The organism is Pseudoalteromonas sp. '520P1 No. 423' (genome assembly GCF_001269985.1).
GTDB lineage: Bacteria > Pseudomonadota > Gammaproteobacteria > Enterobacterales > Alteromonadaceae > Pseudoalteromonas.
Window position 1 is genome coordinate 217,280 of sequence record NZ_BBZB01000001.1, and the last position, 22,210, is coordinate 239,489.

Below are 22,210 nucleotides of genomic sequence, written 5' to 3' on the forward strand. Positions count from 1 at the left end.
CCGATTAAGCTACAAAGCCAATGATTTCACCACCGATACCAGCACTACGTGCAGTACGGTCAGTCATCAAGCCTTGAGATGTTGATACGATTGCAATGCCTAGTCCGCCCATTACCTGAGGTAAATCTCCACGCTTCTTATAGATGCGTAGACCTGGACGACTAACACGCTTAATTGTTTCGATAACAGCTTTGCCTTCGAAATACTTAAGTTCAACTGTAAGTTCAGCTTTTAATTCGCTGCTTACAGAAAATTCAGTGATGAAACCTTCATCTTTAAGTACTTTAGCTACTGCTACTTTAAGCTTTGAAGTAGGCATCGTTACAGATACTTTCTTCGCAGTTTGACCGTTACGAATACGTGTGAACATATCCGAAATAGGATCTTGCAAGCTCATAGTCTTACTCCCGTGATTCTATTACCAGCTAGCCTTTTTAAGGCCAGGAATTTCACCGCGCATAGCAGCTTCGCGTGTTTTGATTCGGCTCATGCCGAATTTGCGAAGGTAACCATGTGGGCGGCCCGTAATGTTACAACGATTACGTTGACGTGAAGGGCTAGAATCACGCGGTAAAGCTTGAAGCTTTAATACTGCATCCCAGCGATCTTCTTCAGATGTTTCAACACCTGAGATGATTGCTTTTAGTGCTGCGCGCTTTTCTGCGAACTGTGCTACTAACTTCGCGCGTTTATCTTCGCGCGCTTTCATAGAATTCTTTGCCATAACCCTACCCTTATTTCTTGAATGGGAAGCCGAAGGCTTCTAACAAGGCGTGACCTTCTTCATTATTCGCTGCAGAAGTCGTGATAGTGATATCCATACCGCGTACACGGTCTACTTTATCAAAATCGATTTCTGGGAATATGATTTGCTCACGAACACCCATGCTGTAGTTACCACGTCCATCAAAAGACTTAGCACTAACACCACGGAAATCACGAATACGTGGAATTGCGATTGTTACCAAACGCTCAAAGAAATCCCACATACGCTCGCCGCGTAGAGTTACTTTACAACCAATCGGATAGCCTTCACGAACTTTAAAACCAGCAACAGATTTGCGAGCTTTAGTTGTTAAAACTTTCTGACCAGATATGGCTTCTAGATCTTTAATAGCATGCTCTAGAATTTTCTTATCTGTAAGGGCTTCGCCCACACCCATATTTAGGGTAATTTTCTCTATTCGAGGGACTTGCATAACAGAGCTGAAACCAAACTTCTTTTGAAGTTCTGTTACAACTGTGTCTTTATATAACTCATGCAGTTTCGCCATCGTCTACTCCAACTAACTAATTAAATAGTTTTTCCAGTAGATTTGAAGATACGTAATTTCTTACCGTCTTCAATCTTGAAACCAACACGATCCGCTTTACCAGTTTCCTGGTTGAAGATCGCAACGTTTGATGCGTCTAAAGATGCTTCTTTCTCAACAATACCGCCAGCTTGGTTCAACTGTGGAACCGGCTTTTGGTGCTTCTTGATAAGATTGATACCTTCGACAAATACTCGGCCTGATTCAGTTACAACTGAAAGCACTTTTCCGCGCTTACCTTTGTCTTTACCGGCTAGTACAACTACTTCGTCATCACGACGGATTTTTGCTGCCATGATAAACTCCTATAGTACTTCTGGTGCTAATGAAACGATTTTCATGAACTTTTCGTTACGTAGTTCACGCGTTACTGGGCCAAAGATACGAGTACCAATTGGCTGATTGTTTGCATTAAGCATAACAGCAGCGTTATTATCGAAACGGATAGTAGAACCATCGTTACGACGAACACCTTTTGCTGTACGAACTACAACAGCGTTTAATACATCACCTTTCTTCACTTTACCGCGAGGATTTGCTTCTTTAACAGAAACTTTGATGATATCGCCAATCATAGCGTAGCGACGGTGTGAACCGCCTAATACTTTAATACACTGCACTTTGCGAGCGCCGCTGTTATCAGCAACTTCCAGCTGAGTTTGCATTTGGATCATTTTATATGCTCCTGTGTAATTATTAATCCGCCTTAATTTCAAAAAAATTAAGACATAATGTTTTAACCTCATTCAGTAATTCATTAAGACATTTCTGAATGGCGCGCAATTGTATCAGCAAATGTAGTAGTGCGATAGGTTATTTTTTAATTAATTTAAAATAAACGCTCAAAAAGCACACAATAAGAAGTTTAGATATATAGACGTCTTGAACAATTTTCAACCTTTCATTCCGTCTATATAATAGGCAGGAAATATTATCCAAATAGTTTTTTTAATTTATCTTTCACTTTATTTTTAAGTTCATCTTTACTTGCACCACTTACATCAAGTTTTATTTTTACATCATGCAATGGTCCCTTCACTTTAACTGGTACTTTAAACCCTGTTGCATCACTTGTTGTTCCTTGCCCCTCAATACTACTTACTAAACCTGTCGTTACTTTGTAATCAATATTTGTTTTTGGTAGATCAAGCTCACCTTTACCTTTAATTCTAATTAACGGACTAAATAGCTTAAAATCATTATTCTTACCAACGCCATTTTTAAATTTAAAGGTGCCACTGAGTTCAGCAAAATCTGTTTGCTGCGACTTATCAAAACCCTTATCTAAACCTGCATTAGTAAAGTCACCCTTTAACATAGCTTTTGCTGAACGAACCATTGCTGCAATATTAGCGCCCTGTATTGCACCATTTTCAAAACCAAATCCTAGCCCACCATTTAAGCTATCTATAAATTGTTTTTGATTAACGCCCTTGGTATTTAACTGCCAATCAATTGAGCCTGATCCATCTAACTTATCAAATTTAATTGCATCTTTAAGTAGCGGCCCTGCTTGTATATCAGTTAAGGAAAAGTTTGTTACTACTATATAAGGTATTTTTTTAGCATTTATAAAAATCTTGCCTTTTCCTTTACCTTTATATGCATTGAACTCATCCATTACTATCTTAGCCTCTCCTTTTTCAAGTTTAAAAGAGAATGCATTATGCCCAAGTGTTATATCCCTAAGCTGTAAGCCAGTAGATTTGATCTTAATATCTGCATTCATGGTTTTTAAAGCTGATAAATCAATTTGCGTTTCATCCCAAATAATTGGCTCAGGTTTTTTTTCAGACTTATCTTCATCTTTAGATTCTTGCTTAGTCTCTATTGGTAAATAAGGGTTCAGATTAAGCATGCCTAAATCAATATTTGCAGATAGCTTAAGTCGTTTGTCTAAATCAATTACACTTTGGCCTTTTATATCCAACTCATCTAGTTTGGCATTTAAGTTTGATAACGAAAACTTATTGTCTTTAAATAGTACCCCGCCTGAAAAAGCAAATTCATTAAATACCGTTTCTCCCGCATTTAGTTCTATATTTTGCCACTTTAAGATCTCTTTAACTGACTTGCCTTTTAGATCAAGTTCACCCTTTATAACACTCTTAGCGTCTTCAATATTGCCTTTAAAATTTAAGACAAATAAACTTGAGCTTAACTTAGTTTCTAATATGAAGTCTTCTGAGGTGATAGCTTTAATAGGTGTTGATACACTTGTATCAAGCTTTATTCTTTGTGCCATATAAGACACAGCCCCTTTAATATTTAAAGGCTGGTGTAATGAAGGTAATTTAACAGTCAATTTAAAATCATTAATGACATGCTTTACATCAGTTGTTGCATCTAGATATGTTAATTTACCGCCATAAATTGCAACCTCACCTAGTTTAATATCAAAGTCACTGGGAATATTATTCTGTTGATTTGGTAATTCAGCATCATTATTCATTTTTTGTGTCTCTGAAACTGATTGTGAAAACAGATCCCAATTAACTCTCCCTGCTTTATCTTTCTCTAATAAAATATTAGGTTCAATGATCACAAACTTTTCTAATTTTAGCTCTCCTGAAAATAAAGATAACCAAGGAATATTAATCGCTAGTTGTTTCATTGATATCATATTTTTTTGCGAGCCTGAATCCATATTAGAAAAGTAGACGTCATTCATCTCTAATTTTAACGCGGGGAATAGTGATAAGGTTTTATCACCTGATATAGATAATTTCCGGTTTGTAGCTTGCTCTACTTTATCTGATACTTGCGAAAATACAGTATCTACAGGTAGTATCAAAGGGACTATGATTATTATCGCAATCATAAGCCCTACCAATACAGCTAAAACCTTTAATAATATTTTCATGTTATTCCCTTTAAATTTTTAATTCCGATTTATTTAGTTATTATAAACGCGCTTTATTCAATATCATTTAAAAACTGTTTATCTACAGCTAAGTTAACGCTTAAAAAAGCTTTAATATGTAATGCTAAATCTACAATACCCGCTTTTATTTTATCGTCCCAAGGTAACCCATAGGTCACTCTAAAGTAATTATCAAATTCTATAGCGTTTATAAACATACAACCAGGTGAAATCGCTAAATTATACCTGATCAAATAATGCCACAAATCTTTACTTGAATAACCGTCAGGCAATCCTATCCATAAACAAGGACCGCCTACAGGATCGTTTAAAATAACTAAGTCTCCAACTTGTGCTTTTAACGCATAAAGCATTTGAGTACACTGAATTGATAATTGCCTCCTACTTTATCTACAAATTTTTGATAACGACCACTTTGTAGCATCTCTAAGATCATATACTGCAGGCTTATACTTGGCTCTTCTGAGTTAATCTGCTTTGCAAACAGACTCTGCTCGTAGGTATTTTTACAGATTATATAACCTAGACTAATTGCAGCCGAAACCGTATCGTAAAAATCGACAATACTAATTACATTACATGCTGAGTTAGATGTAAGTAAACTTGATACAGACTTTGGTCGGTGACTACTAAAGTGTAGCTCGCTTCTGTCATATTCTATTAATGCGACTTCATTTTTTTCAGCCCAAGCAATTAACTGTTTTTCTCTTTAGTCGTTAATACTCTACCTGTTGGATCATTAAAATTTGGATTAAATAAATACGCAGAAAATTTTTCAGCTTGAATCGCAGTGATCAAACCATCTTTTCGCCCGTTTGTTATTAAAATGTCTTTGTACGGTGTAGTTGGCTCAAAATCGTTTCAGCATCAATTACTGTGTTTGGTGCTGTACAGGATAATGGTAGAATATTAGGATCATTAAAAGAGTATTGCAGCGCATTGGCTAAAGGTAACTTAGCAAGCTCTTTGTAGCTTAAAAATGAATCACCATAACTTTGAATATCTGTGGTGACATGTTGCGATGTTATATTAGTAACAAAATATCCTTTTTTTCTATTGCATAGATCCAGCCTGATTTCTCTAGTTCAGCATAAACTTGAGATGCAGTAGAAACACCAATTTCCCTTTTCTTCGCCAAGTTCCTTACTGAATCTAGTTTCTCATCTTGATCTAAAATACCACAATTAATGGCCTGTATTATTTCATCACTTATCTTACGATATATAAAATCACTCATGCTTTATTCTATGAAGTTTAAACTAGTAGGTAATTTTTATTTACTTAAACAAAAACCACAACCTAATAATCAAATTACCTTGAACAATTAACCTTCTTTTATACTTTTATCTAGAATATTTGAGATTGAAAAATTTATTACGTTTTTTAATATAAAGTAAATCATTAAACAAATTCAAATAGATTAAATAACATACAAATATTATTTAGATAAAAACAACCAGAAATCAAAAAGTCAAGATTGAACAAAAATGAGATCCCTGTATCATGCACGGCCCGCTTAGTTTTAACGTTTTTTCGAAATTAAACGGGCTTTGTTCTAATTCTACTGGAGTCAATCTAAACGATGAGAAAATTATTAACTTTACCCACTCAAATGTCGCTCTCAGATGCTGAAAATCTTACTTATGAAAACGCATTAAAACAAGCAACTGAAATTAGCCTAAATTTGATGGCTGTTAAAGTTGAAAACCATCCTGAAGATTTTAGCGGCTGGTGTCATGAGTTAATTGATATTTGCACTAATCGCATTAACTTTGAACTGTTAGAACAACACCAATTACCATTTGTTAAAAAGTTAAATGATTTATTAGTTTTAGGCGTGAGTGTAAGTCAGCTTAAAATGCTGAAAATCACCCCTTGGCCAATTATGGCTTCTTTCATTGAAAAGAATGCAAAATTACAAGCGTTAGATGAAAAGCTTGCTTTACTATCTTATTTAAAAATAACAAAGCAACAAACATTATCAGAAATGATTCAGGAAGATAGACTTGCTTTTGCTGGAAAGCATACGGCTTCACATGATCCTTCTATCTATAAATTTGATGTTGAATGGTTTGGCTCAACAAAAAGCGCGAAAAGCTTTCACCAATTACTACAAAACAACCCTGAACTATTAGATAAAGCACTTGCTAACATTCCAACTGAAGGTGATGTATCTGAGCAGGATTACCAAAATTTTGTAATTGACTATTTAGCTGCACATAATGTTTTAGATGATGTAAAGCCAACTTTAGCACCTGCAACTCGCTTATTAGCAATGCACCGCCCTGATGTATTTTTACCACTTACAAACTCTAAATTAGATTCACTTTGTGCTGCATTTGAAGTTCCAAAATTAAATAACAAAGACTTTGATCGTTATTATAAAGATATTATTCAAGCCATGCATGTTATGCCTTGGTATCGCGCTAAATGCCCTGAAACAGAATTAGAACAACAACTTTGGTCTGTTCGCGCTTTATTACCGACACTTTTTTATTATGTTGATGAAAATACAGCAAGTAACTCAAACTACCTTAAGTTATTAAACAAACCTAAACGCGCGACTAAAACAGGCACAACACGTACTAAGCGTGGTAAAGAGTCTGCTGAAATATTGGTAGACCGCGCTTTAGAAGCTGATGATATTCCAGAACATATCAAAAGCAAGCGTGACTCTATTATCGCTGAAGTAGTTAAAGGCCGCACTGTTGCCGAAACAATTTCGTTAATGCGCATGATTTTTGGCTAGCCACTCATTTTCATAAATAGTATTTAAGTTTAAATACTGCTTATATTTAGTGCAATAAATATAAAAATGCACTAAATATGTGCCACCTATAAACTTTTCACAATTAACACCGCCCAATCAAATTATAACTAACTGAATTTATTAAACTTAATTATATCACTTCATTTTGGTACAAAGATTGCCTTTTTCTTTTCAAACAGCGCATTCTAACAAACCCAATATTAAGGTGTCAGAAATGAAAAAGTCATTCCTCTCAATTACTTTATTAACAGCTTTAACCTCCACATCAAGCTTTGCTGATATAACAGCAAATGTATCTGCCAGTTCAAATTATTATTGGCGTGGAATAACGCAAACAAATGATGCTGCTGCAGTATCAGGTGGCATTGACTATAGTAATGAATCCGGTTTTTACGTAGGTACTTGGACTTCGAATATCGACTTTGGTAGTGAAGCAAGCTACGAGCTAGACTTTTATGCTGGATTTAGTAAAGAGCTTGAAAGCTTTAGTTATGATGTTGGTTATATTTATTACAGCTACCCTGATGCTGATGGTTCAACAGACTTTGGTGAGCTATATGGCGCTTTAAGCTGGCAGTGGCTAGAAACAAAAGTAAGTTACCTCACTCATGCACAAAGTGAGGCAAGCAGTGAAGAAGATATGCTTTATGTTGAGCTCAATGCAAGCTTTACCATTTTAACTGAAACTGAATTGGCTTTTCATTTAGGGCGATCAAGTGGTGATACTGTTACTGAATGGTATAGTGAAGATGACTATTTAGACTATAGCGTATCATTATCTAAAAATGGTTTTACTTTAGGTCTTACAAAAACGAGTTTAGACGATAGTGATTTAAAGGCATTCGTCTCTTACTCTATTGATTTAACATTATAATATTTCAATGAAAAAGTAAGATCGATGAACGTCCTTACTTTTTCACTTGTTTTTATGATTCATAACAAGATAAATTTTCTAATACCGCCGTTGAAGCCATTAAACCAAATAAGTCTTGAGTCATTTCATCACCTGGAAAAACTTCCATATAAGGTATTGAATCAGCTGATTTCCCAGTGATCACCTCAAACATAACTAAAGCACTTAAAAAACTCCCTAATTCTGAAGCGTGGTTACCATCAACGCTATGAAGCTCTATTTGCGGTTTAATTTCTAGCACCAATTCCCATGCTAAGCCCACAGGAGCAACACAACTTGGTTCTTGATTCGCAATGCGACGATGAATACCATGCACATATTCAGCTTCAGTTGAACTACCCTTCTGCGGATGTTCAGGAAATAATACAGGTGTTGCTGTTTTAGCTTTTATTCTTTGAATCCATATTTTTGCGGCATCGGTTGGATAAAGTTTAGCTTGGCTTTGGGAATACTTTTGACCTTGCAGAATAACATGACTCCAAGCGTTATCATTGAAAGTATTTATATTGTCAATTTTTGTAACAGTATCATCCAGGTGAGCACCAAATAAAGTTAACACTTTGGATTGCCGCTCTTCTACATTATCAAAAATAACACTTAATAATCGACCTACTGAACCAGTGTGGCTATTACCTATCATTAAAATATCAAGCTGTTCAGATTCCCTATTATCAGAAATAGGCAGTCTTTCACTCAATTTTTCAGAAGAAGTTGGTGGCGTTTCAGGGAGTGTCTGATCATTAGATTTTGAACTTCCACCACACCCTAATATTAAGAGCAATAGAGTGATTATGAACACTTTCTTCATGGTTATCCTAACCTTTTAAAATACAATTAATGAGTGTTAAAAAAACAAACATAACATTAAATCATATTAACTATAAAGTATTGTATCGGATTATTTTTAAAAAGCGTGATTAAATTTAAGAAAGTTATAAGCATGTGCTTGATTGAGATATCTGGTGATTTAAATACTTGGCTTAAAAAAGCCAAGTATTTAATAAATGTGGTGAGTCAGCCGTATAAGCTAACTCTAAAAACATTTTTATCTTATTGATTTTAAGGAAATTAACAACTTAGCTATTGTGTCATTTAAGTATAGCAATTAATGATTCAGATTTTGTATCATTTTGTACCATTAATTTCTTAATTCTAAGCTTCATACTGTTCAAGAATATCGAAGAGATTCAAAATAATGCTACTCGTATGATTGTTCGATATGATAAATTAAAATAACAAAGTTTATAAACTCTATTCACTAATCGAAGTAACTTAAAATGTCCTACAATCCACCTTTTCAGCTTACCAATGAAATCTTAAATATTGTTGCAAATATTAGTATGTTAATAGGTAATTGGACTGCAACAAATACCAGTCAGCTTTCACCAAAACTTAGGCGTAGTAATAGACTACGAACCATTCAAGCTTCTTTAGCAATAGAAAATAACACTTTATCAATAGAACAAGTTACCGCCGTATTAGCGGGTAAAAAAGTATTAGGACTCCCTCATGAGATTCAAGAGGTTAGAAATGCTTTTAATGCTTACGATAATTTACCATCTTGGCAAGCATCAAACCCTGAACATTTATTATCTGCTCATAAACTTTTGATGTATGGCTTAGTCGATGATGCTGGGCAATATAGAAACCAAGGGGTTGGTATATATAGAGAAAAACAACTCATTCACATGGCCCCACCAGCAAACAGAGTACCTATCTTAATGGGAGATTTACATAATTGGTTAAGTACTACCGATTATCACCCTTTAATTGCCAGCTGTATTTTTCATTATGAGTTTGAATTTATACATCCATTTTCAGATGGAAATGGCAGAATGGGACGTTTATGGCAAACCTTATATCTCAGCCAGTGGCAACCAATGTTTGCCTATCTTCCAGTTGAAACTGTAATCAAAGATCAGCAAAATGAATATTATCAGGCATTATCTTTATCTGATAAAGCTTGCGACTCTACACCTTTTGTCTTATTTATGCTCAAAGCTTTATTATCATCAATCAAAGAAGTACAAAGTAGCTCAAGTGAACAAGCAAGCGATCAAGTAAACGTCCATGTAAGCGATCAAGTAAAACGACTGCTACACTGGTTAAATAATAAAGAGCCACAAAAACAATCCGTAATTATGGAAGGTTTAACATTAAAACATCGCCCAACCTTTAAAAAGAATTACTTATCTCCTGCATTAGACGCTGATTACATCGAAATGACAGAGCCAGATTCACCAAAAAGTCCTAAACAAAAATATTATTTAACGCAATTAGGTAAAAATATCATTAATGTATAAACAGCATACTGTAGTGGTTTAATGAACTCGGACACCATTTAAGGTGGTATTATTACCACTTACATGAGGTGTCATATGACTAGTAAACGTCGAACTTTTACAAAAGAATTTAAATTAGAAGCAGCAAGTTTGGTGCTTGAACAAAGTTATAGTATTCCTGAAGCTGCTCGTTCACTTGGTGTCGGTGAAACAGCATTAAGGCGCTGGGTACAGCAATTGAGTGATGAACCTAGTGGTACTACGCCAAAGTCCAAAGCGCTAACACCTGAGCAGCAAAAGATTCAAGAATTAGAAGCTAGAGTTAATCGCCTAGAGCGGGAAAAATCTATTTTAAAAAAGGCTACAGCTCTCTTAATGTCAGACGAAATGAACAATATACGTTAATCAACAAGTTAAGTGAGCATGAGTCTACAGAGTTGATTTGTGACGTATTTGAAGTACCACGTTCTAGTTTTTATGACTTTAAGCAATCTAAAAAAGTTATTAACAAGCAAGAGATAGAGTTACGAGCAAAGGTAAATGAGCTATTCAAACTTAGTAGAAGCTCTGCTGGAAGCCGAAGCCTGGTTATGATGCTTGGTGAAGATGGCTTCAACATAGGTCGCTTCAAAGTAAGGCGTATCATGAAGGATATGCACTTAATCAGTAAACAGCCGGGTTCGCATGCTTATAAAAAGGCAACCGTTGAACGACCTGACATTCCAAATCTATTGGATCGAGAATTTAATGTTTCGCAGCCAAATCATGTTTGGTGCGGTGATATCACTTATATTTGGGCCGGTAATTGTTGGGTATATCTTGCGGTAGTACTCGACTTATATTCAAGACGAGTTGTTGGTTGGTCATTATCGAACAAGCCTGATGCTGACCTTGTAGTATCAGCATTAGACAGAGCCTATCAACAGCGTGGAAAACCTACAGGGCTGATGTTCCATTCTGATCAAGGTAGCCAATATGGAAGCATAAAATTCCGTCAACGATTATGGCGTTATAGAATAACTCAGAGTATGAGTCGCCGCGGCAACTGTTGGGACAATGCACCGATGGAACGTGTGTTTAGAAGTTTAAAATCAGAATGGGTACCAACCAATGGCTATCATTCAATTAAAGAAGCAGAGCAGGATATCAGTTCTTATTTAATGAAATACTATAACTGGCGCAGGCCACATAGTTATAACAACGGGTTTTCTCCTGCTAAACCAGAAGAAAACCTTAATTTAATGTCCGGAATTAGTTGACCACTACAGTTTTGTCAGCTGAAGCGTTAACAGTATGACTTAATCCTTTCAAAGTACTGTTGAATTTGATGATTTTCCAATGTTTCACTGATACTTACAAGGTGTTTTTATTGCTTAACAAATGGTTGGAGCTGATCCCAAATTATAACGGCTATAGTTAGATTTTGAGTACGTAAACAGAAGCGTAATTCTGATGAAGTTAGATTTTGAGGAAGTTTAAAACGGAAATAAAAAGTAGATTTTCTTTTGTAGAGATATTTGAAACCTTTGATTGATTGCCGTATATATTAACGAAAGTTAATTCTCGTTAAGTGCTGCATTCCTTTTGACAATTTTTGTACCATCTTTTGTACCATTTCATTGTCGTAATCAATTGTTGTAGATATAATTTAGTTAACTGCTTGACCTTTATACAAAAGTCAAGCAGTTTCTAAATTAGGTGAGCTAGCCGTATAAGCCGGGTTCTGTTCTTTTCCGAAGAAAAGGATAATCATTCGTCTAGGCCTTAAATCGCTTTAAGGCTCAAGCAACCTACCCGGTTCCAACGTGGGCCACGCCATAAGGAACCCTATTTGGTCTTGCTCCGGGTGGAGTTTACCCTGCAACCAACTGTTACCAGTGGTCCGGTGCGCTCTTACCGCACCCTTTCAGCCTTACCTGTTCTACTTACTTTATAAATAAAATAAGAGCCATCGGCGGTCTTCTCTCTGCTGCACTTGTCGTAGGCTTGCGCCTCCCAGCCGTTAGCTGGCACCCTGCCCTGTGGAGCCCGGACTTTCCTCCCCTTTATCCGTATACCTTTTGCCTAAACAAAACATACAACGATAAAGCAGCGATCATCTGGCCAACTCAGGAGCCGGATTATACTGATTTATATTCCAAGAGGGAATTTATTCCGGTATTTTTTGATGAAAACAGCACAATAAGTGCAAATAAATAACTTATTCACTTTCTTATTGCTCTAAAGCAGCCTTATAAAGTGCGTTTTTCTTTAAGTCAAAATAAGCAGCAACAACACCACACGCTTTTTTCAATGGCATTTCAGCTTTAATTAGCTCTAACATACGCATTACTTCAGGGCCAAACTCTTGCTTATCTACAACCTTTCCAGGAAGCATTAAAACAAACTCGCCCTTTTGACGAGCACGATCCTCGTTTAGGAACGCAATTAGCTCTGAGATTGAACCACTAAAAAATGTTTCATATGTTTTTGTCAGCTCTTTGGCGAGCACTATCTTCTGTTCACTACCGAGGCATTGTGCTGCATCATCTAAACTCGCTAAAATTCTATGGGTGCTTTCATAAAAAATACTGGTTATACCCGACTCTACCGCATTTAAATAAAAATCTTGTCTCGCTTTGCTTTTAGCAGGTGTAAACCCTAAAAATTGAAATTTATCCGTTGCTAGACCCGAACAGCTTAAAGCAGCAATAGCAGCACATGCACCAGGTACTGGCGTCACATTTGCACCTTGCTCTCGGCATAAATTAACAACAGCATAACCCGGATCACTGATTAATGGTGTACCAGCATCTGACACTAAAGCGATATCTAAACCTTCATTAAGCCAATTTACTATCTGTTGAGACTTTTGTTTTTCATTATGATCATGAACAGCGACTGTTTTTGATTTAATAGCAAAGTGACTCAGTAGCTTTCCTGTATGCCTAGTATCTTCAGCAGCAATCAAATCAACGCTTGATAACACCTTTAATGCGCGCTGACTTATATCATCTAAATTGCCAATTGGCGTTGCCACAACATAAAGTGTGCCTATTTTACTCGAATTGTGCTCATTTAACATTGAGGTATCCTGCATCTGTCAGTAATATAGTGTATTACCTTTTTTGAGATATTGCCGTGCGGCTTACACACTATAGTTTAATATTGTTATTTTCCCTGTTATCAGCCTGTAGTACAACAGAGAAAACGCAGATCCTTAAAAAGCCTGAGATAAACCAGCAAAAAAAAGTACAACCTAAAGTTTATACTGCAACTCAGTTGTACAGTAACGCAAGGGCAAAACGTGGCGCAGATAAAATACAACTGCTATATCTTGCACGTGAAAAAGCGTTAGAAGAACAAAACTGGTCGTTACTTGAGTCTATTTGCACGACATTAATTTCTAGTCAAAGCTCAGATAACATACAAAACAGCTTGTATATTGCATTATCTCAGTACCATCAATATCAATATGCAAGCGCACTCGCTTTATTAGAAAAGTTAAATGATAAACTTACAAGCCCAGCCCATTATTATTGGCATCAGTTAATAACGGGGAATATTTATGCCAAACAATCACTAACCGCACAAGCTGTCCCTTATTATTTTAGAGCCTCTGAAATTGCACAAAAGCATGATATTGATGCAAATGAATTAAATAAAAAGCTATGGGCAGAACTTGCCAAACTTCAAAGCGATTCACTAGAAGAACTCAATACAGGATCAAGCATACAACAAGGTTGGATTAATTTAGCTTTATATAATCAGTTATATGTTGGTGATCCGGTATCTTTACATAGTGCAATGAACAACTGGCAAAGACGCTACCCTAGGCACCCAGCAAGCTTTGCGCTACCAGATAAAATGAAAAACTTACTGGCTATTGAGCCCTATAAACTCACTAAATTAGCTGTCTTACTACCTGAAACTGGCAAGAATGCACGTATTGGTGAAGCTGTAAAAAATGGCATACTAGCAGCTTCTTATATAAATCATGATGCAGAAATTCACTATATCAACTCAATTGAGTCTATAGAAAAAATCAATGAACACATCACGCTAATAAAGCCAGATTTTATCATAGGTCCATTATTAAAAAATAATATAGATAAAATTAAACAATCTGAAATACTAGCAAATTATCCAACTATATTTCTTAATTCAAGTTCATCAGAGCATACCAGTTTAGAACACTATTCTTTTGCGCTGTCACCCGAGCATGAACTCACTCAAGCAATTAATCACTTTTTAGCCAAAGAGTATAAGAAACCTTTATTATTGGCTCCTAAAAATAAATCAGGAGAAAGATTAGTACAATCTTTTACCCAACAATGGCAGTTATATTCAAAAAACTTACCTGAAATTGGTTTTTATGCCGATAAAAAGGATATGCAAAATCAAGTAAAAAGACTATTAGAAGTTGATGAAAGTAAGAAACGCATTAATAAAATAAAATTGCTTTTTAGAGAAAAAGTAAATAATGAAACCCGCTCTCGCCGAGATATCGATGTGATTTATTTAATCGGCGATGCAGTTCAAACACGACTGTTAAAGCCTTACTTTGACGTTAATATTAGTACCTTTGCCGAAAAAGTACCTTTGTATGCCAGTTCAAAAAGCCATAGCTTACAAGTTGACCGTACTGATAAACGTGATTTAGCAGGCCTGTATTTTACTGAAATACCTTGGATGCTACCTCAGGGTCATACACAACCTGCATTAAGAGCGCAATTTGATAAACTTTGGCCTCAACAAGGTGACTTACAGCAAAGGCTGTTTGCTATGGGTTATGACGCGGTTAAATTGATCCCTCAGCTAAAACAATTAAGTGCTTTATCAGGAAAAAGTATTCAAGGTTTAACAGGGTTACTGTCTATCAACCAGGATGGTCAAATACATCGTCAATTACAATGGGCACGCTATTTTCAAAAATCAATTAAAGTACTCAAGCTCAAAGAAGTGAAGCCAACACCTTTATTTTTGCAACCATCTGAAAATATGGATTAATTGCATATAACGCCTTTTCATTCTATGTTTATTAATTTTAAGGATTCATGGATGAATTGGCTAAAAACATTATGGCGTAATAATACTGAGAAAGGTCAGTATTATGAAATCAAAGCAGAAAGCTTTCTTAAAGGTCATGGTTTAAAACCCATTACACGTAATTATTGGTGTAAATTAGGTGAAATAGACCTAATAATGTTAGATAAAGATACGGTTGTATTTATTGAAGTTAAATATAGGAAATCACAACAATATGGTGGCGCTTTACATGCTTTAACTTTCGCTAAGAAAACAAAATTAAAAAAAGCAATTCAGCATTATATTAAACATCACCAATTACAAAATAACGCTTTAAGGGTCGACTTTATTGCGATAAATGGGCAAAATCCATATCAATTTAATTGGATTAAAAATGTTCTCTCGTAGGACTTAAAATAATAAAATAGGCTTCATTAAGGTTTAACAATGCAAGAGATAGTCAAAGAGATTTACACTGAAAGCATTCAAGCACATATTGCTGCTGGCGAAGTGCTCCCTAGCGCATTAGAATCAGCTGCTTTTACCATAGCTCAAAACCTTATTAATGGTAATAAACTGATATGCTGCGGTTTTCAAAGCTGCCAAATGCTCGCACAACACATAGCGACATTATTAGTAAATTGCTATGAGACTGAAAGACCTTGCTTACCGGCCATCGCATTAAATACTGAGGTGACTAACTTAAGTACTTATACAGAGCAAAATGAACATGATGTTTTTGCTCGACAAGTCAGAGCATTCGCCCAGCAAGGTGATATGTTATTAGCGATTGCCATTAACGGTAATGAAAAATCTATCATTTCTGCTGTGGAATCTGCACTTACTAAAGATATGACTGTCATAGTACTTGTAGGCGACGATGGCGGAGAATTAGTCGGTTTGCTAGGACCAAATGACGTTGAAATTCGCGTACCTTCAAAAAGGCCAAGCCGTATTATTGAGTCTCATTTATTAAGTTTACACTGCCTAAGTGAATTAATTGATTTAACCCTATTTCCACAGGATGAAACACATGCGTAATACGCTTTTAATAATAGTGAGCCTTTTCATATTACAAGGATGTGCAGCTGCGATTGTTGCAGGTACAGCTGGTGCCGTTACTGCCGCAAATGACAGGCGTACTATTGGTTCTCAAATTGACGATAATAACATTGAAATTAAAGCGACATTAGAGATCAAAGGTAACGATCAACTCGCTAAGTATTCGAATATTTCAGTCATTAGCTTAAATGGTGTTGTACTACTTTTAGGTCAAGCGCCTACTGAAGAGATGAAGTCTCAAGCGCAGCAATTAATTAAAAATATACCAGCAATAAAGAAAGTACATAACCAAATACGTATCAGTAGTAATGTTGGCATGACCACAAAAACCCTTGATACTTGGTTAACCTCAAAAGTAAAAACCATGTTATTAACCGATGACAATATCAGTGGCACCAATATCAAAGTAGTCACTGAGAATAGTGAAGTCTTTTTAATGGGTTTAGTGGAACAAAATGAAGGGAATAAAGCGGTAGATATCGCAAGAAATATTTCTGGTGTTGCTAAGGTAATTAAAGTATTTGAGTACTTATAATCACTTAATGTAGCGGGATAACTAAAGCTTTACCTAAGTAACTTAATGGTAAAGCTTTAGCATAAAAATCATATTATTTAATAACTCTAAGATGCGATCCTTTTTTAGTATCTGGCTTTTTTTCTGGTGCTAACGCTTCGGTATCAATTTCTTGAATTTCAACATCATCACCTTCAAACAGCTCATCTTCTTCCGCCGTAAATACAGTACCTTCACCATTTTCTCTGGCATATATTGCCAACACAGCAGTAATTGGCACAGAAACACGCATTGGCTGCCCAGAAAAGCGAGCGTTAAAGCTTAGCTCGTTATTGTCCATATTAAACTGTGCAACTGCTGTAGGGCTTACATTCAATACAATTTGACCATCTTGCACAAACTGAGTAGGGATCACCGCAGCGGGATGCTCTGCATTTACAACTAAGTGAGGCGTACATTGGTTATCAATAATCCAATCGTAAAAAGCTTGTAATAAATATGGGCGATTTGAAGTCATCATTTGACCACCTAAATTAAATCTAAATCTAAATCTATCTAAAATAATACCAATCACATAACTTCATGGCTACTTTAGAATCAAAATAAAAAGCCTTCAATATATGAAGGCTTTATAAATACTAAGCTATGAAATATTAAAGGTGAATTTCACGTTCAGCTTCAGTAAGAGAAGCTTCAAATGATTCACGTTCAAATACAAGTTTCATGTATTCTTTAACTTCTTTACTTCCGGCACCAATTAGTTCAATGCCTAACTCCGGTAAACGCCAAAGTAATGGAGCAATATAACAATCAACTAAACTAAAGTCTTCACTCATAAAGTAAGGTACTTCAGCTAGGATTGGACCGATAGCTAAAATCGCTTCAGTTAATTCTTTACGCGCTTGAGCAGCATCGCTACCGCCTTCGTATACTTTAAATGCTAATGAATACCAGTCTTGCTGTATTCTATGCATAAGTAAACGGCTACGGCCACGCATGACAGGATATACTGGCATTAGTGGAGGATGTGGGAAACGCTCATCAAGGTATTCCATGATGATGTTTGCCTGATATAAACCTAATTCACGATCAATTAATGTTGGTACTGATCCGTTAGGGTTAACTTCATGCAACGCTTCCGGTAAATTATCAATTTCTACTAGGTGAATATCAACACTTACGCCTTTTTCTGCTAGTACGATACGTACTTGGTGACTGTACATACAGTTTGCACCAGAGAAAAGAGTCATTACAGGGCGTTTATTGGCAGCAACAGCCATGCCTACCTCCATTTATTTTTTGCTAGAGACAGCAATAGGGGCTAAGCCCCTATTGCATTATTTCATGCTAAAGAAAGTTCAATTAATGAACATCTCTCCAGTATTCTTTTTTCAGTAAAAATGCCAAGATAAATAGTATAAATAAGAATCCTAACACTTTAATACCTAACGCTTTTGATTCTAAACGTGAAGGTTCACCCACGTATTCAAAAAAGTTAGCTAGATCACGAGCAGCTTGATCATATTCATCATCACTCATTTCGCCAGAGCCATCTGAAACAGTACCTACAACTTTAGTGACCATTTGACCATTTTCTTCAACTTCTTCAGTAACTGCTGTAGCAACACCTTGAAGCTCTTGTAAAACATGTGGCATACCTACTGAAGGGAATACAACATTATTTACACCAAATGGGCGCGAATCATCTTTATAGAAAGATTTAAGGTAAGTATAAATCCAATCGGTACCTCTTACGCGAGCAACTAAAGTTAAATCTGGTGGTGGAGCACCAAACCACTTAGAAGCATCATCTATATCAATTGCATTTTTAATATGGCTACCAACTTTTGAACCATCAAAAATAAGCTGCTCTTCACCAATTGCAGTAGGAATACCAATGTCACGGAACGTACGTTCATAACGTTGGTATTGCATTTGATGACACGCAAGACAATAGTTCATGAATAACTTAGCACCACGTTGTAATGATGCATTATCAGTTAAATCATTACCCGCTTTCATCAGTGGTACAGATGGACCCGCTGCCATTGCAAAAATTGGCAACAATACGAATAAACCTACAATAAGCTTTTTCATTATTTAGTTAACCTCTCTGGCAATGGCTTAGTTACTTCATTTTTACTATAAACAAATAAAAATACGAAGAACATAAAGTAAGTCACAGTCGTGATTTGCGATAAAATCGTTTTAAAGTCTGTTTGTGGTGTTGCACCAATCCAACCAAGGATGATGAAAGTTACAACAAACTGAGCAATATTAAGTTTATGGAAACCACAACGGTAACGAATAGACTTAACTTTACCACGATCAATCCAAGGTAATAATGCCAGCGCAAAAATTGCTCCACCCATAGCGATTACACCCAATAACTTATCAGGAATTGCACGTAATATTGCATAGAAAGGTGTGAAATACCAAACAGGGAAAATATGTTCAGGTGTTTTCAACGGATTTGCAGCTTCAAAGTTTGGCGCTTCAAGGAAGAAACCATTCATCGCCGGCGCAAAAAATACAATTGCACAGAAGAAGAATAAGAAACCAACAACACCAACAATATCTTTCACTGTGTAATAAGGATGGAATGGGATCGCATCAACAATATCTTTCTTACCAGAGTAATACTCATGAAACTTAAATTTAGATTTATCTTCTTCTTTAACAGAACCTTTTTTACGTTTAATTTCAACGCCTTCAGGGTTATTAGAGCCAACTTCATGTAAAGCAATAAGATGTAAGAATACTAAAATTACTAAAACAAGTGGCAATGCAATAACATGTAATGCAAAGAAGCGGTTTAGTGTTGCACCAGAGATAACATAGTCACCACGGATCCAAAGCGTTAAGTCATCACCAATAATTGGAATCGCACCAAATATAGAAATGATTACCTGTGCACCCCAGAATGACATTTGACCCCAAGGTAATAAGTAACCCATGAAAGCTTCAGCCATTAGCACTAATAGAATGCACATACCAAATAACCACAGTAACTCACGCGGTTTTTGATAGGAGCCGTAAATCATGCCACGGAACATATGTAAATAAACAACAACAAAGAAAGCAGACGCACCGGTAGAATGCAGATACCTGAGTAACCAACCGTATTCAACATCACGCATGATGTATTCAACAGATGCAAAAGCACCTTCAGAAGATGGTACGTAGTTCATTGTTAACCAAATACCCGTAAGGATTTGGTTTACTAATACTAAAATGGCTAAAGAACCAAAAAAGTACCAGAAGTTAAAGTTTTTAGGTGTTGGATATTGCGCAATATGCATATTCCAAACACGCGTCATAGGAACACGTTGATCAATCCAATCAATCGTATCTGTCGCTAGTTTTTTTAACATTATGCAGCCCCTTCTTCAACGCCAACCATGATAGTGGTATCATCAATAAACATATAAGGAGGGATCTCAAGATTTAACGGCGCAGGTACACTTTGGAATACACGACCAGCTAAATCAAATTTAGAACCGTGACAAGGACAGAAGAAACCATCTTCTACACCTTCCACTTTCTCACCAAAGTTACCTTTAAGGAAACTTGGAGAACATCCTAAATGAGTACAAATACCCACAGCTAAAAATATCTCAGGACGTATAGAACGGTGAGGATTTTGAGCAAACTCAGGTTGCTGCTCCTCTGCCGATTGCGGATCACGCAATTGACCGTCTAACGTTTTCAACGTTTCTAACATTTTTGGTGTACGACTCACAACCCATACAGGTTTTCCTCGCCACTCAACACGAATTAATTGTCCAGGCTCAAGTTTACTGATATCCACTTCTACAGGTGCACCTGCAGATTTGGCTCTTTCACTTGGGTTCCAAGACGCGATAAAAGGGACAGCAGCTCCAACCGCTCCCACACCACCTACGACAGAGGTAGCTATGGTTAAAAAGCGACGTCGGCTATTGTCTACTGGCGCATTGCTCATCCACTCATCTCCACGATGTTTCTCAATACTTGCCACATTGAGAATTCAGTTACAGCAGGTTAAATTACAAAAAATTACTTACAAACAGTCACAATCTTAAATAAAACCCTTATTTATTATAAGGATACATAGAGTCAAAGACTCAAATTAAGCACGCTAAAATTTTAGATTATAATTGTGCTTCAATTGTAGCAAATATATTGCACCTTGACTGACTGATTTATATAAATTTTATAAAAAACCATCAAAAAAAAATTTTTAATGGTTTAAAAACAAAAAACCCAGCAAAAGCTGGGTTTTTGAAATTCTTTGGAACGTAATAAATATTAACGTTTTGAGAATTGTGGACGCTTACGTGCTTTATGAAGACCCACTTTCTTACGCTCAACTTTACGTGCATCACGGGTAACGAAACCAGCTTTACGTAGAGGAGAACGAAGTGACTCGTCAAATTGCATAAGTGCACGAGTGATACCGTGACGAATTGCGCCAGACTGACCTGAAATACCACCACCAGAAACAGTGATTAGTAAGTCAAATTTTTCAGTCATTTCAACAAGCTCTAATGGCTGACGAACAACCATACGTGCTGTTTCACGAGGAAAATATTCTTCGATAGAACGTTTGTTGATTACGATGTTGCCAGTACCCGGACGTAAAAATACGCGAGCTGCTGAGCTTTTACGACGACCTGTACCGTAGTATTGATTTGCCATGATAGTATTCCTTAAATGTCCAGTACTTTAGGCTGTTGTGCAGCATGACCATGCTCAGCACCAGCGTAAACTTTAAGTTTACGATACATTGCGCGACCTAGAGGTCCTTTTGGCAACATACCCTTAACAGCTTTTTCGATAATCATTTCAGGCTTTTTAGCTTGAAGCTTATCAAAAGTGATTGACTTAAGGCCACCTGGGAAACCAGAGTGAGCATAGTACATTTTGTCTTTAAATTTATTACCAGTTACAGTTACTTTCTCTGCATTGATAACGATGATGTAATCACCTGTATCTACGTGAGGAGTGTACTCTGGCTTATGCTTACCACGTAAACGGTGAGCAATTTCAGTCGCGATACGACCCAGAGTTTTATTCTCTGCGTCAACTACATACCAGTCGCGTTTTACCGACTCTGGCTTAGCTACAAAAGTTTTCATTTTTTAAAATCCATTGTGTTATTAAAACCACAGGCAGTTATTACTTTAAGTAAAAAATAAAATTACTGCCGTTCATACACTTAAACCTTTAAAGGTTTGTAATTCACAACCAAAATGAGTGTAAACACCCATGATAATATACGAACGGAAAGTGGTGGAGGCGGGAGTATAACAGCGTCATCTAGATAATGCATGTTTTTTCTACATTAATTATATTTATATTGAAGCGCAAGCTAAAAACCTTGAGTCTACGGTAATTTTAATGAATTTTATATCAATCAAACTTCGAAGATTTAACGATAGAAAGAATTACATTGTAATTTAAAGGAGATAAAAAAAACGGGG

The 22,210-nt window shown here is 36.2% G+C and carries 26 protein-coding genes and 1 other RNA gene; 8 read left to right on the plus strand and 19 right to left on the minus strand.

Features of this window, described 5'->3' with window-relative positions; translation table 11 throughout:
• Window positions 1-4: 4 nt before the first annotated feature.
• From rpsH to PSA_RS01025, 8 genes are all read right to left on the minus strand, one after another.
• Window positions 5-397 carry a 30S ribosomal protein S8 gene (gene rpsH / locus PSA_RS00990; protein WP_042153466.1) on the minus strand — a complete coding sequence of 131 codons (393 nt, stop codon included), beginning with the start codon at window positions 395-397 and terminating at the stop codon, window positions 5-7.
• A gap of 21 nt (window positions 398-418) precedes the next feature.
• Window positions 419-724, minus strand: a complete 306-nt coding sequence (rpsN, locus tag PSA_RS00995) for a 30S ribosomal protein S14 (protein WP_042153464.1) — start codon at window positions 722-724, stop codon at window positions 419-421.
• 10 nt (window positions 725-734) lie between these two features.
• Window positions 735-1,274: a 50S ribosomal protein L5 gene (gene rplE / locus PSA_RS01000; protein WP_042153461.1), complete on the minus strand. Its 540-nt coding sequence runs from the start codon at window positions 1,272-1,274 to the stop codon at window positions 735-737.
• A 20-nt stretch (window positions 1,275-1,294) separates the two neighbouring features.
• On the minus strand, window positions 1,295-1,609 hold the full coding sequence (rplX, locus tag PSA_RS01005; protein ID WP_042153457.1) for a 50S ribosomal protein L24: 315 nt from the start codon (window positions 1,607-1,609) through the stop codon (window positions 1,295-1,297).
• A gap of 9 nt (window positions 1,610-1,618) precedes the next feature.
• Window positions 1,619-1,987 (minus strand): 50S ribosomal protein L14, encoded by a 369-nt coding sequence (rplN, locus tag PSA_RS01010; RefSeq protein ID WP_042153454.1) that lies wholly within the window; start codon window positions 1,985-1,987, stop codon window positions 1,619-1,621.
• 257 nt (window positions 1,988-2,244) lie between these two features.
• The gene (locus tag PSA_RS01015) at window positions 2,245-4,176 is read right to left on the minus strand and encodes an AsmA family protein (protein ID WP_042153450.1); all 1,932 of its coding nucleotides are present in this window, start codon (window positions 4,174-4,176) and stop codon (window positions 2,245-2,247) included.
• Window positions 4,177-4,229: 53 nt separating this feature from the next.
• Complete coding sequence (locus PSA_RS01020) at window positions 4,230-4,550, minus strand: hypothetical protein (RefSeq protein ID WP_042153447.1); 321 nt, start codon at window positions 4,548-4,550, stop codon at window positions 4,230-4,232.
• Between the two features lie 671 nt (window positions 4,551-5,221).
• A complete protein-coding gene (locus PSA_RS01025) occupies window positions 5,222-5,434 on the minus strand; it encodes a GntR family transcriptional regulator (protein WP_052380290.1) in 213 nt (70 codons plus the stop codon).
• Window positions 5,435-5,779: 345 nt separating this feature from the next.
• Here PSA_RS01025 and PSA_RS01030 point away from each other — a divergent pair, with 345 nt between their 5' ends.
• Together PSA_RS01030 and PSA_RS01035 are read left to right on the plus strand one after the other, a co-directional pair.
• Window positions 5,780-6,946 carry a hypothetical protein gene (locus PSA_RS01030; RefSeq protein ID WP_042153445.1) on the plus strand — a complete coding sequence of 389 codons (1,167 nt, stop codon included), beginning with the start codon at window positions 5,780-5,782 and terminating at the stop codon, window positions 6,944-6,946.
• A 235-nt stretch (window positions 6,947-7,181) separates the two neighbouring features.
• On the plus strand, window positions 7,182-7,841 hold the full coding sequence (locus tag PSA_RS01035; protein WP_042153442.1) for a TorF family putative porin: 660 nt from the start codon (window positions 7,182-7,184) through the stop codon (window positions 7,839-7,841).
• A gap of 52 nt (window positions 7,842-7,893) precedes the next feature.
• Here the strand turns inward: PSA_RS01035 and PSA_RS01040 are convergent, their stop codons facing one another.
• Window positions 7,894-8,688 carry a hypothetical protein gene (locus PSA_RS01040; RefSeq protein WP_052380289.1) on the minus strand — a complete coding sequence of 265 codons (795 nt, stop codon included), beginning with the start codon at window positions 8,686-8,688 and terminating at the stop codon, window positions 7,894-7,896.
• Window positions 8,689-9,157: 469 nt separating this feature from the next.
• On the opposite strand from PSA_RS01040, the gene PSA_RS01045 reads away from it, so the two are divergent.
• Window positions 9,158-10,183: a Fic family protein gene (locus PSA_RS01045; RefSeq protein ID WP_042153438.1), complete on the plus strand. Its 1,026-nt coding sequence runs from the start codon at window positions 9,158-9,160 to the stop codon at window positions 10,181-10,183.
• Between the two features lie 75 nt (window positions 10,184-10,258).
• Window positions 10,259-11,421, plus strand: a protein-coding gene (locus tag PSA_RS01055) for an IS3 family transposase (protein WP_157575711.1) whose coding sequence is annotated in 2 segments (ribosomal slippage) — window positions 10,259-10,514 and window positions 10,514-11,421 — 1,164 coding nt in all. Because the reading frame shifts where the segments join, the coding sequence is not laid out codon by codon here.
• A gap of 107 nt (window positions 11,422-11,528) precedes the next feature.
• On the opposite strand, the gene PSA_RS26990 is transcribed toward PSA_RS01055, so the two are convergent.
• The 3 genes from PSA_RS26990 to rsmI form a co-directional block, all read right to left on the minus strand.
• A complete protein-coding gene (locus PSA_RS26990) occupies window positions 11,529-11,705 on the minus strand; it encodes a DUF6538 domain-containing protein (protein WP_371257843.1) in 177 nt (58 codons plus the stop codon).
• Between the two features lie 152 nt (window positions 11,706-11,857).
• Window positions 11,858-12,273: RNase P RNA component class A (rnpB, locus tag PSA_RS01060), an RNA gene on the minus strand.
• 101 nt (window positions 12,274-12,374) lie between these two features.
• Window positions 12,375-13,226 carry a 16S rRNA (cytidine(1402)-2'-O)-methyltransferase gene (gene rsmI / locus PSA_RS01065; RefSeq protein ID WP_042153241.1) on the minus strand — a complete coding sequence of 284 codons (852 nt, stop codon included), beginning with the start codon at window positions 13,224-13,226 and terminating at the stop codon, window positions 12,375-12,377.
• Between the two features lie 83 nt (window positions 13,227-13,309).
• On the opposite strand from rsmI, the gene PSA_RS01070 reads away from it, so the two are divergent.
• From PSA_RS01070 to dolP, 4 genes are read left to right on the plus strand one after another with little or no spacing between them, the layout of a single operon-like run.
• The gene (locus PSA_RS01070; protein ID WP_231665203.1) at window positions 13,310-15,151 is read left to right on the plus strand and encodes a penicillin-binding protein activator; all 1,842 of its coding nucleotides are present in this window, start codon (window positions 13,310-13,312) and stop codon (window positions 15,149-15,151) included.
• Between the two features lie 51 nt (window positions 15,152-15,202).
• Window positions 15,203-15,577, plus strand: a complete 375-nt coding sequence (locus PSA_RS01075) for a YraN family protein (protein ID WP_042153248.1) — start codon at window positions 15,203-15,205, stop codon at window positions 15,575-15,577.
• 39 nt (window positions 15,578-15,616) lie between these two features.
• A complete protein-coding gene (locus PSA_RS01080) occupies window positions 15,617-16,210 on the plus strand; it encodes an SIS domain-containing protein (protein WP_042153253.1) in 594 nt (197 codons plus the stop codon).
• Complete coding sequence (gene dolP, locus PSA_RS01085; protein WP_042153256.1) at window positions 16,203-16,766, plus strand: division/outer membrane stress-associated lipid-binding lipoprotein; 564 nt, start codon at window positions 16,203-16,205, stop codon at window positions 16,764-16,766. Before PSA_RS01080 ends, dolP begins: the two co-directional genes overlap by 8 nt.
• A gap of 73 nt (window positions 16,767-16,839) precedes the next feature.
• Here dolP and PSA_RS01090 read toward each other — a convergent pair whose 3' ends face one another.
• The 7 genes from PSA_RS01090 to rplM all read right to left on the minus strand — a co-directional run bounded on the left by PSA_RS01090 (window position 16,840) and on the right by rplM (window position 21,865).
• The gene (locus PSA_RS01090; protein ID WP_042153289.1) at window positions 16,840-17,262 is read right to left on the minus strand and encodes a ClpXP protease specificity-enhancing factor; all 423 of its coding nucleotides are present in this window, start codon (window positions 17,260-17,262) and stop codon (window positions 16,840-16,842) included.
• A 136-nt stretch (window positions 17,263-17,398) separates the two neighbouring features.
• Window positions 17,399-18,025, minus strand: coding sequence for a stringent starvation protein SspA (sspA, locus tag PSA_RS01095; RefSeq protein ID WP_042153293.1), 627 nt, complete (start codon window positions 18,023-18,025; stop codon window positions 17,399-17,401).
• Between the two features lie 82 nt (window positions 18,026-18,107).
• A complete protein-coding gene (locus PSA_RS01100; protein WP_042153259.1) occupies window positions 18,108-18,845 on the minus strand; it encodes a cytochrome c1 in 738 nt (245 codons plus the stop codon).
• The gene (locus tag PSA_RS01105) at window positions 18,842-20,119 is read right to left on the minus strand and encodes a cytochrome b N-terminal domain-containing protein (protein WP_042153263.1); all 1,278 of its coding nucleotides are present in this window, start codon (window positions 20,117-20,119) and stop codon (window positions 18,842-18,844) included. The genes PSA_RS01100 and PSA_RS01105 overlap by 4 nt, the downstream gene beginning before the upstream one ends.
• Window positions 20,119-20,709: a ubiquinol-cytochrome c reductase iron-sulfur subunit gene (petA, locus tag PSA_RS01110; RefSeq protein ID WP_042153266.1), complete on the minus strand. Its 591-nt coding sequence runs from the start codon at window positions 20,707-20,709 to the stop codon at window positions 20,119-20,121. The genes PSA_RS01105 and petA overlap by 1 nt, the downstream gene beginning before the upstream one ends.
• Window positions 20,710-21,035: 326 nt before the next feature.
• Window positions 21,036-21,428 carry a 30S ribosomal protein S9 gene (gene rpsI, locus PSA_RS01115; RefSeq protein WP_127924255.1) on the minus strand — a complete coding sequence of 131 codons (393 nt, stop codon included), beginning with the start codon at window positions 21,426-21,428 and terminating at the stop codon, window positions 21,036-21,038.
• Window positions 21,429-21,436: 8 nt separating this feature from the next.
• Window positions 21,437-21,865 carry a 50S ribosomal protein L13 gene (gene rplM / locus PSA_RS01120; RefSeq protein ID WP_042153272.1) on the minus strand — a complete coding sequence of 143 codons (429 nt, stop codon included), beginning with the start codon at window positions 21,863-21,865 and terminating at the stop codon, window positions 21,437-21,439.
• Between the last annotated feature and the right edge of the window lie 345 nt (window positions 21,866-22,210).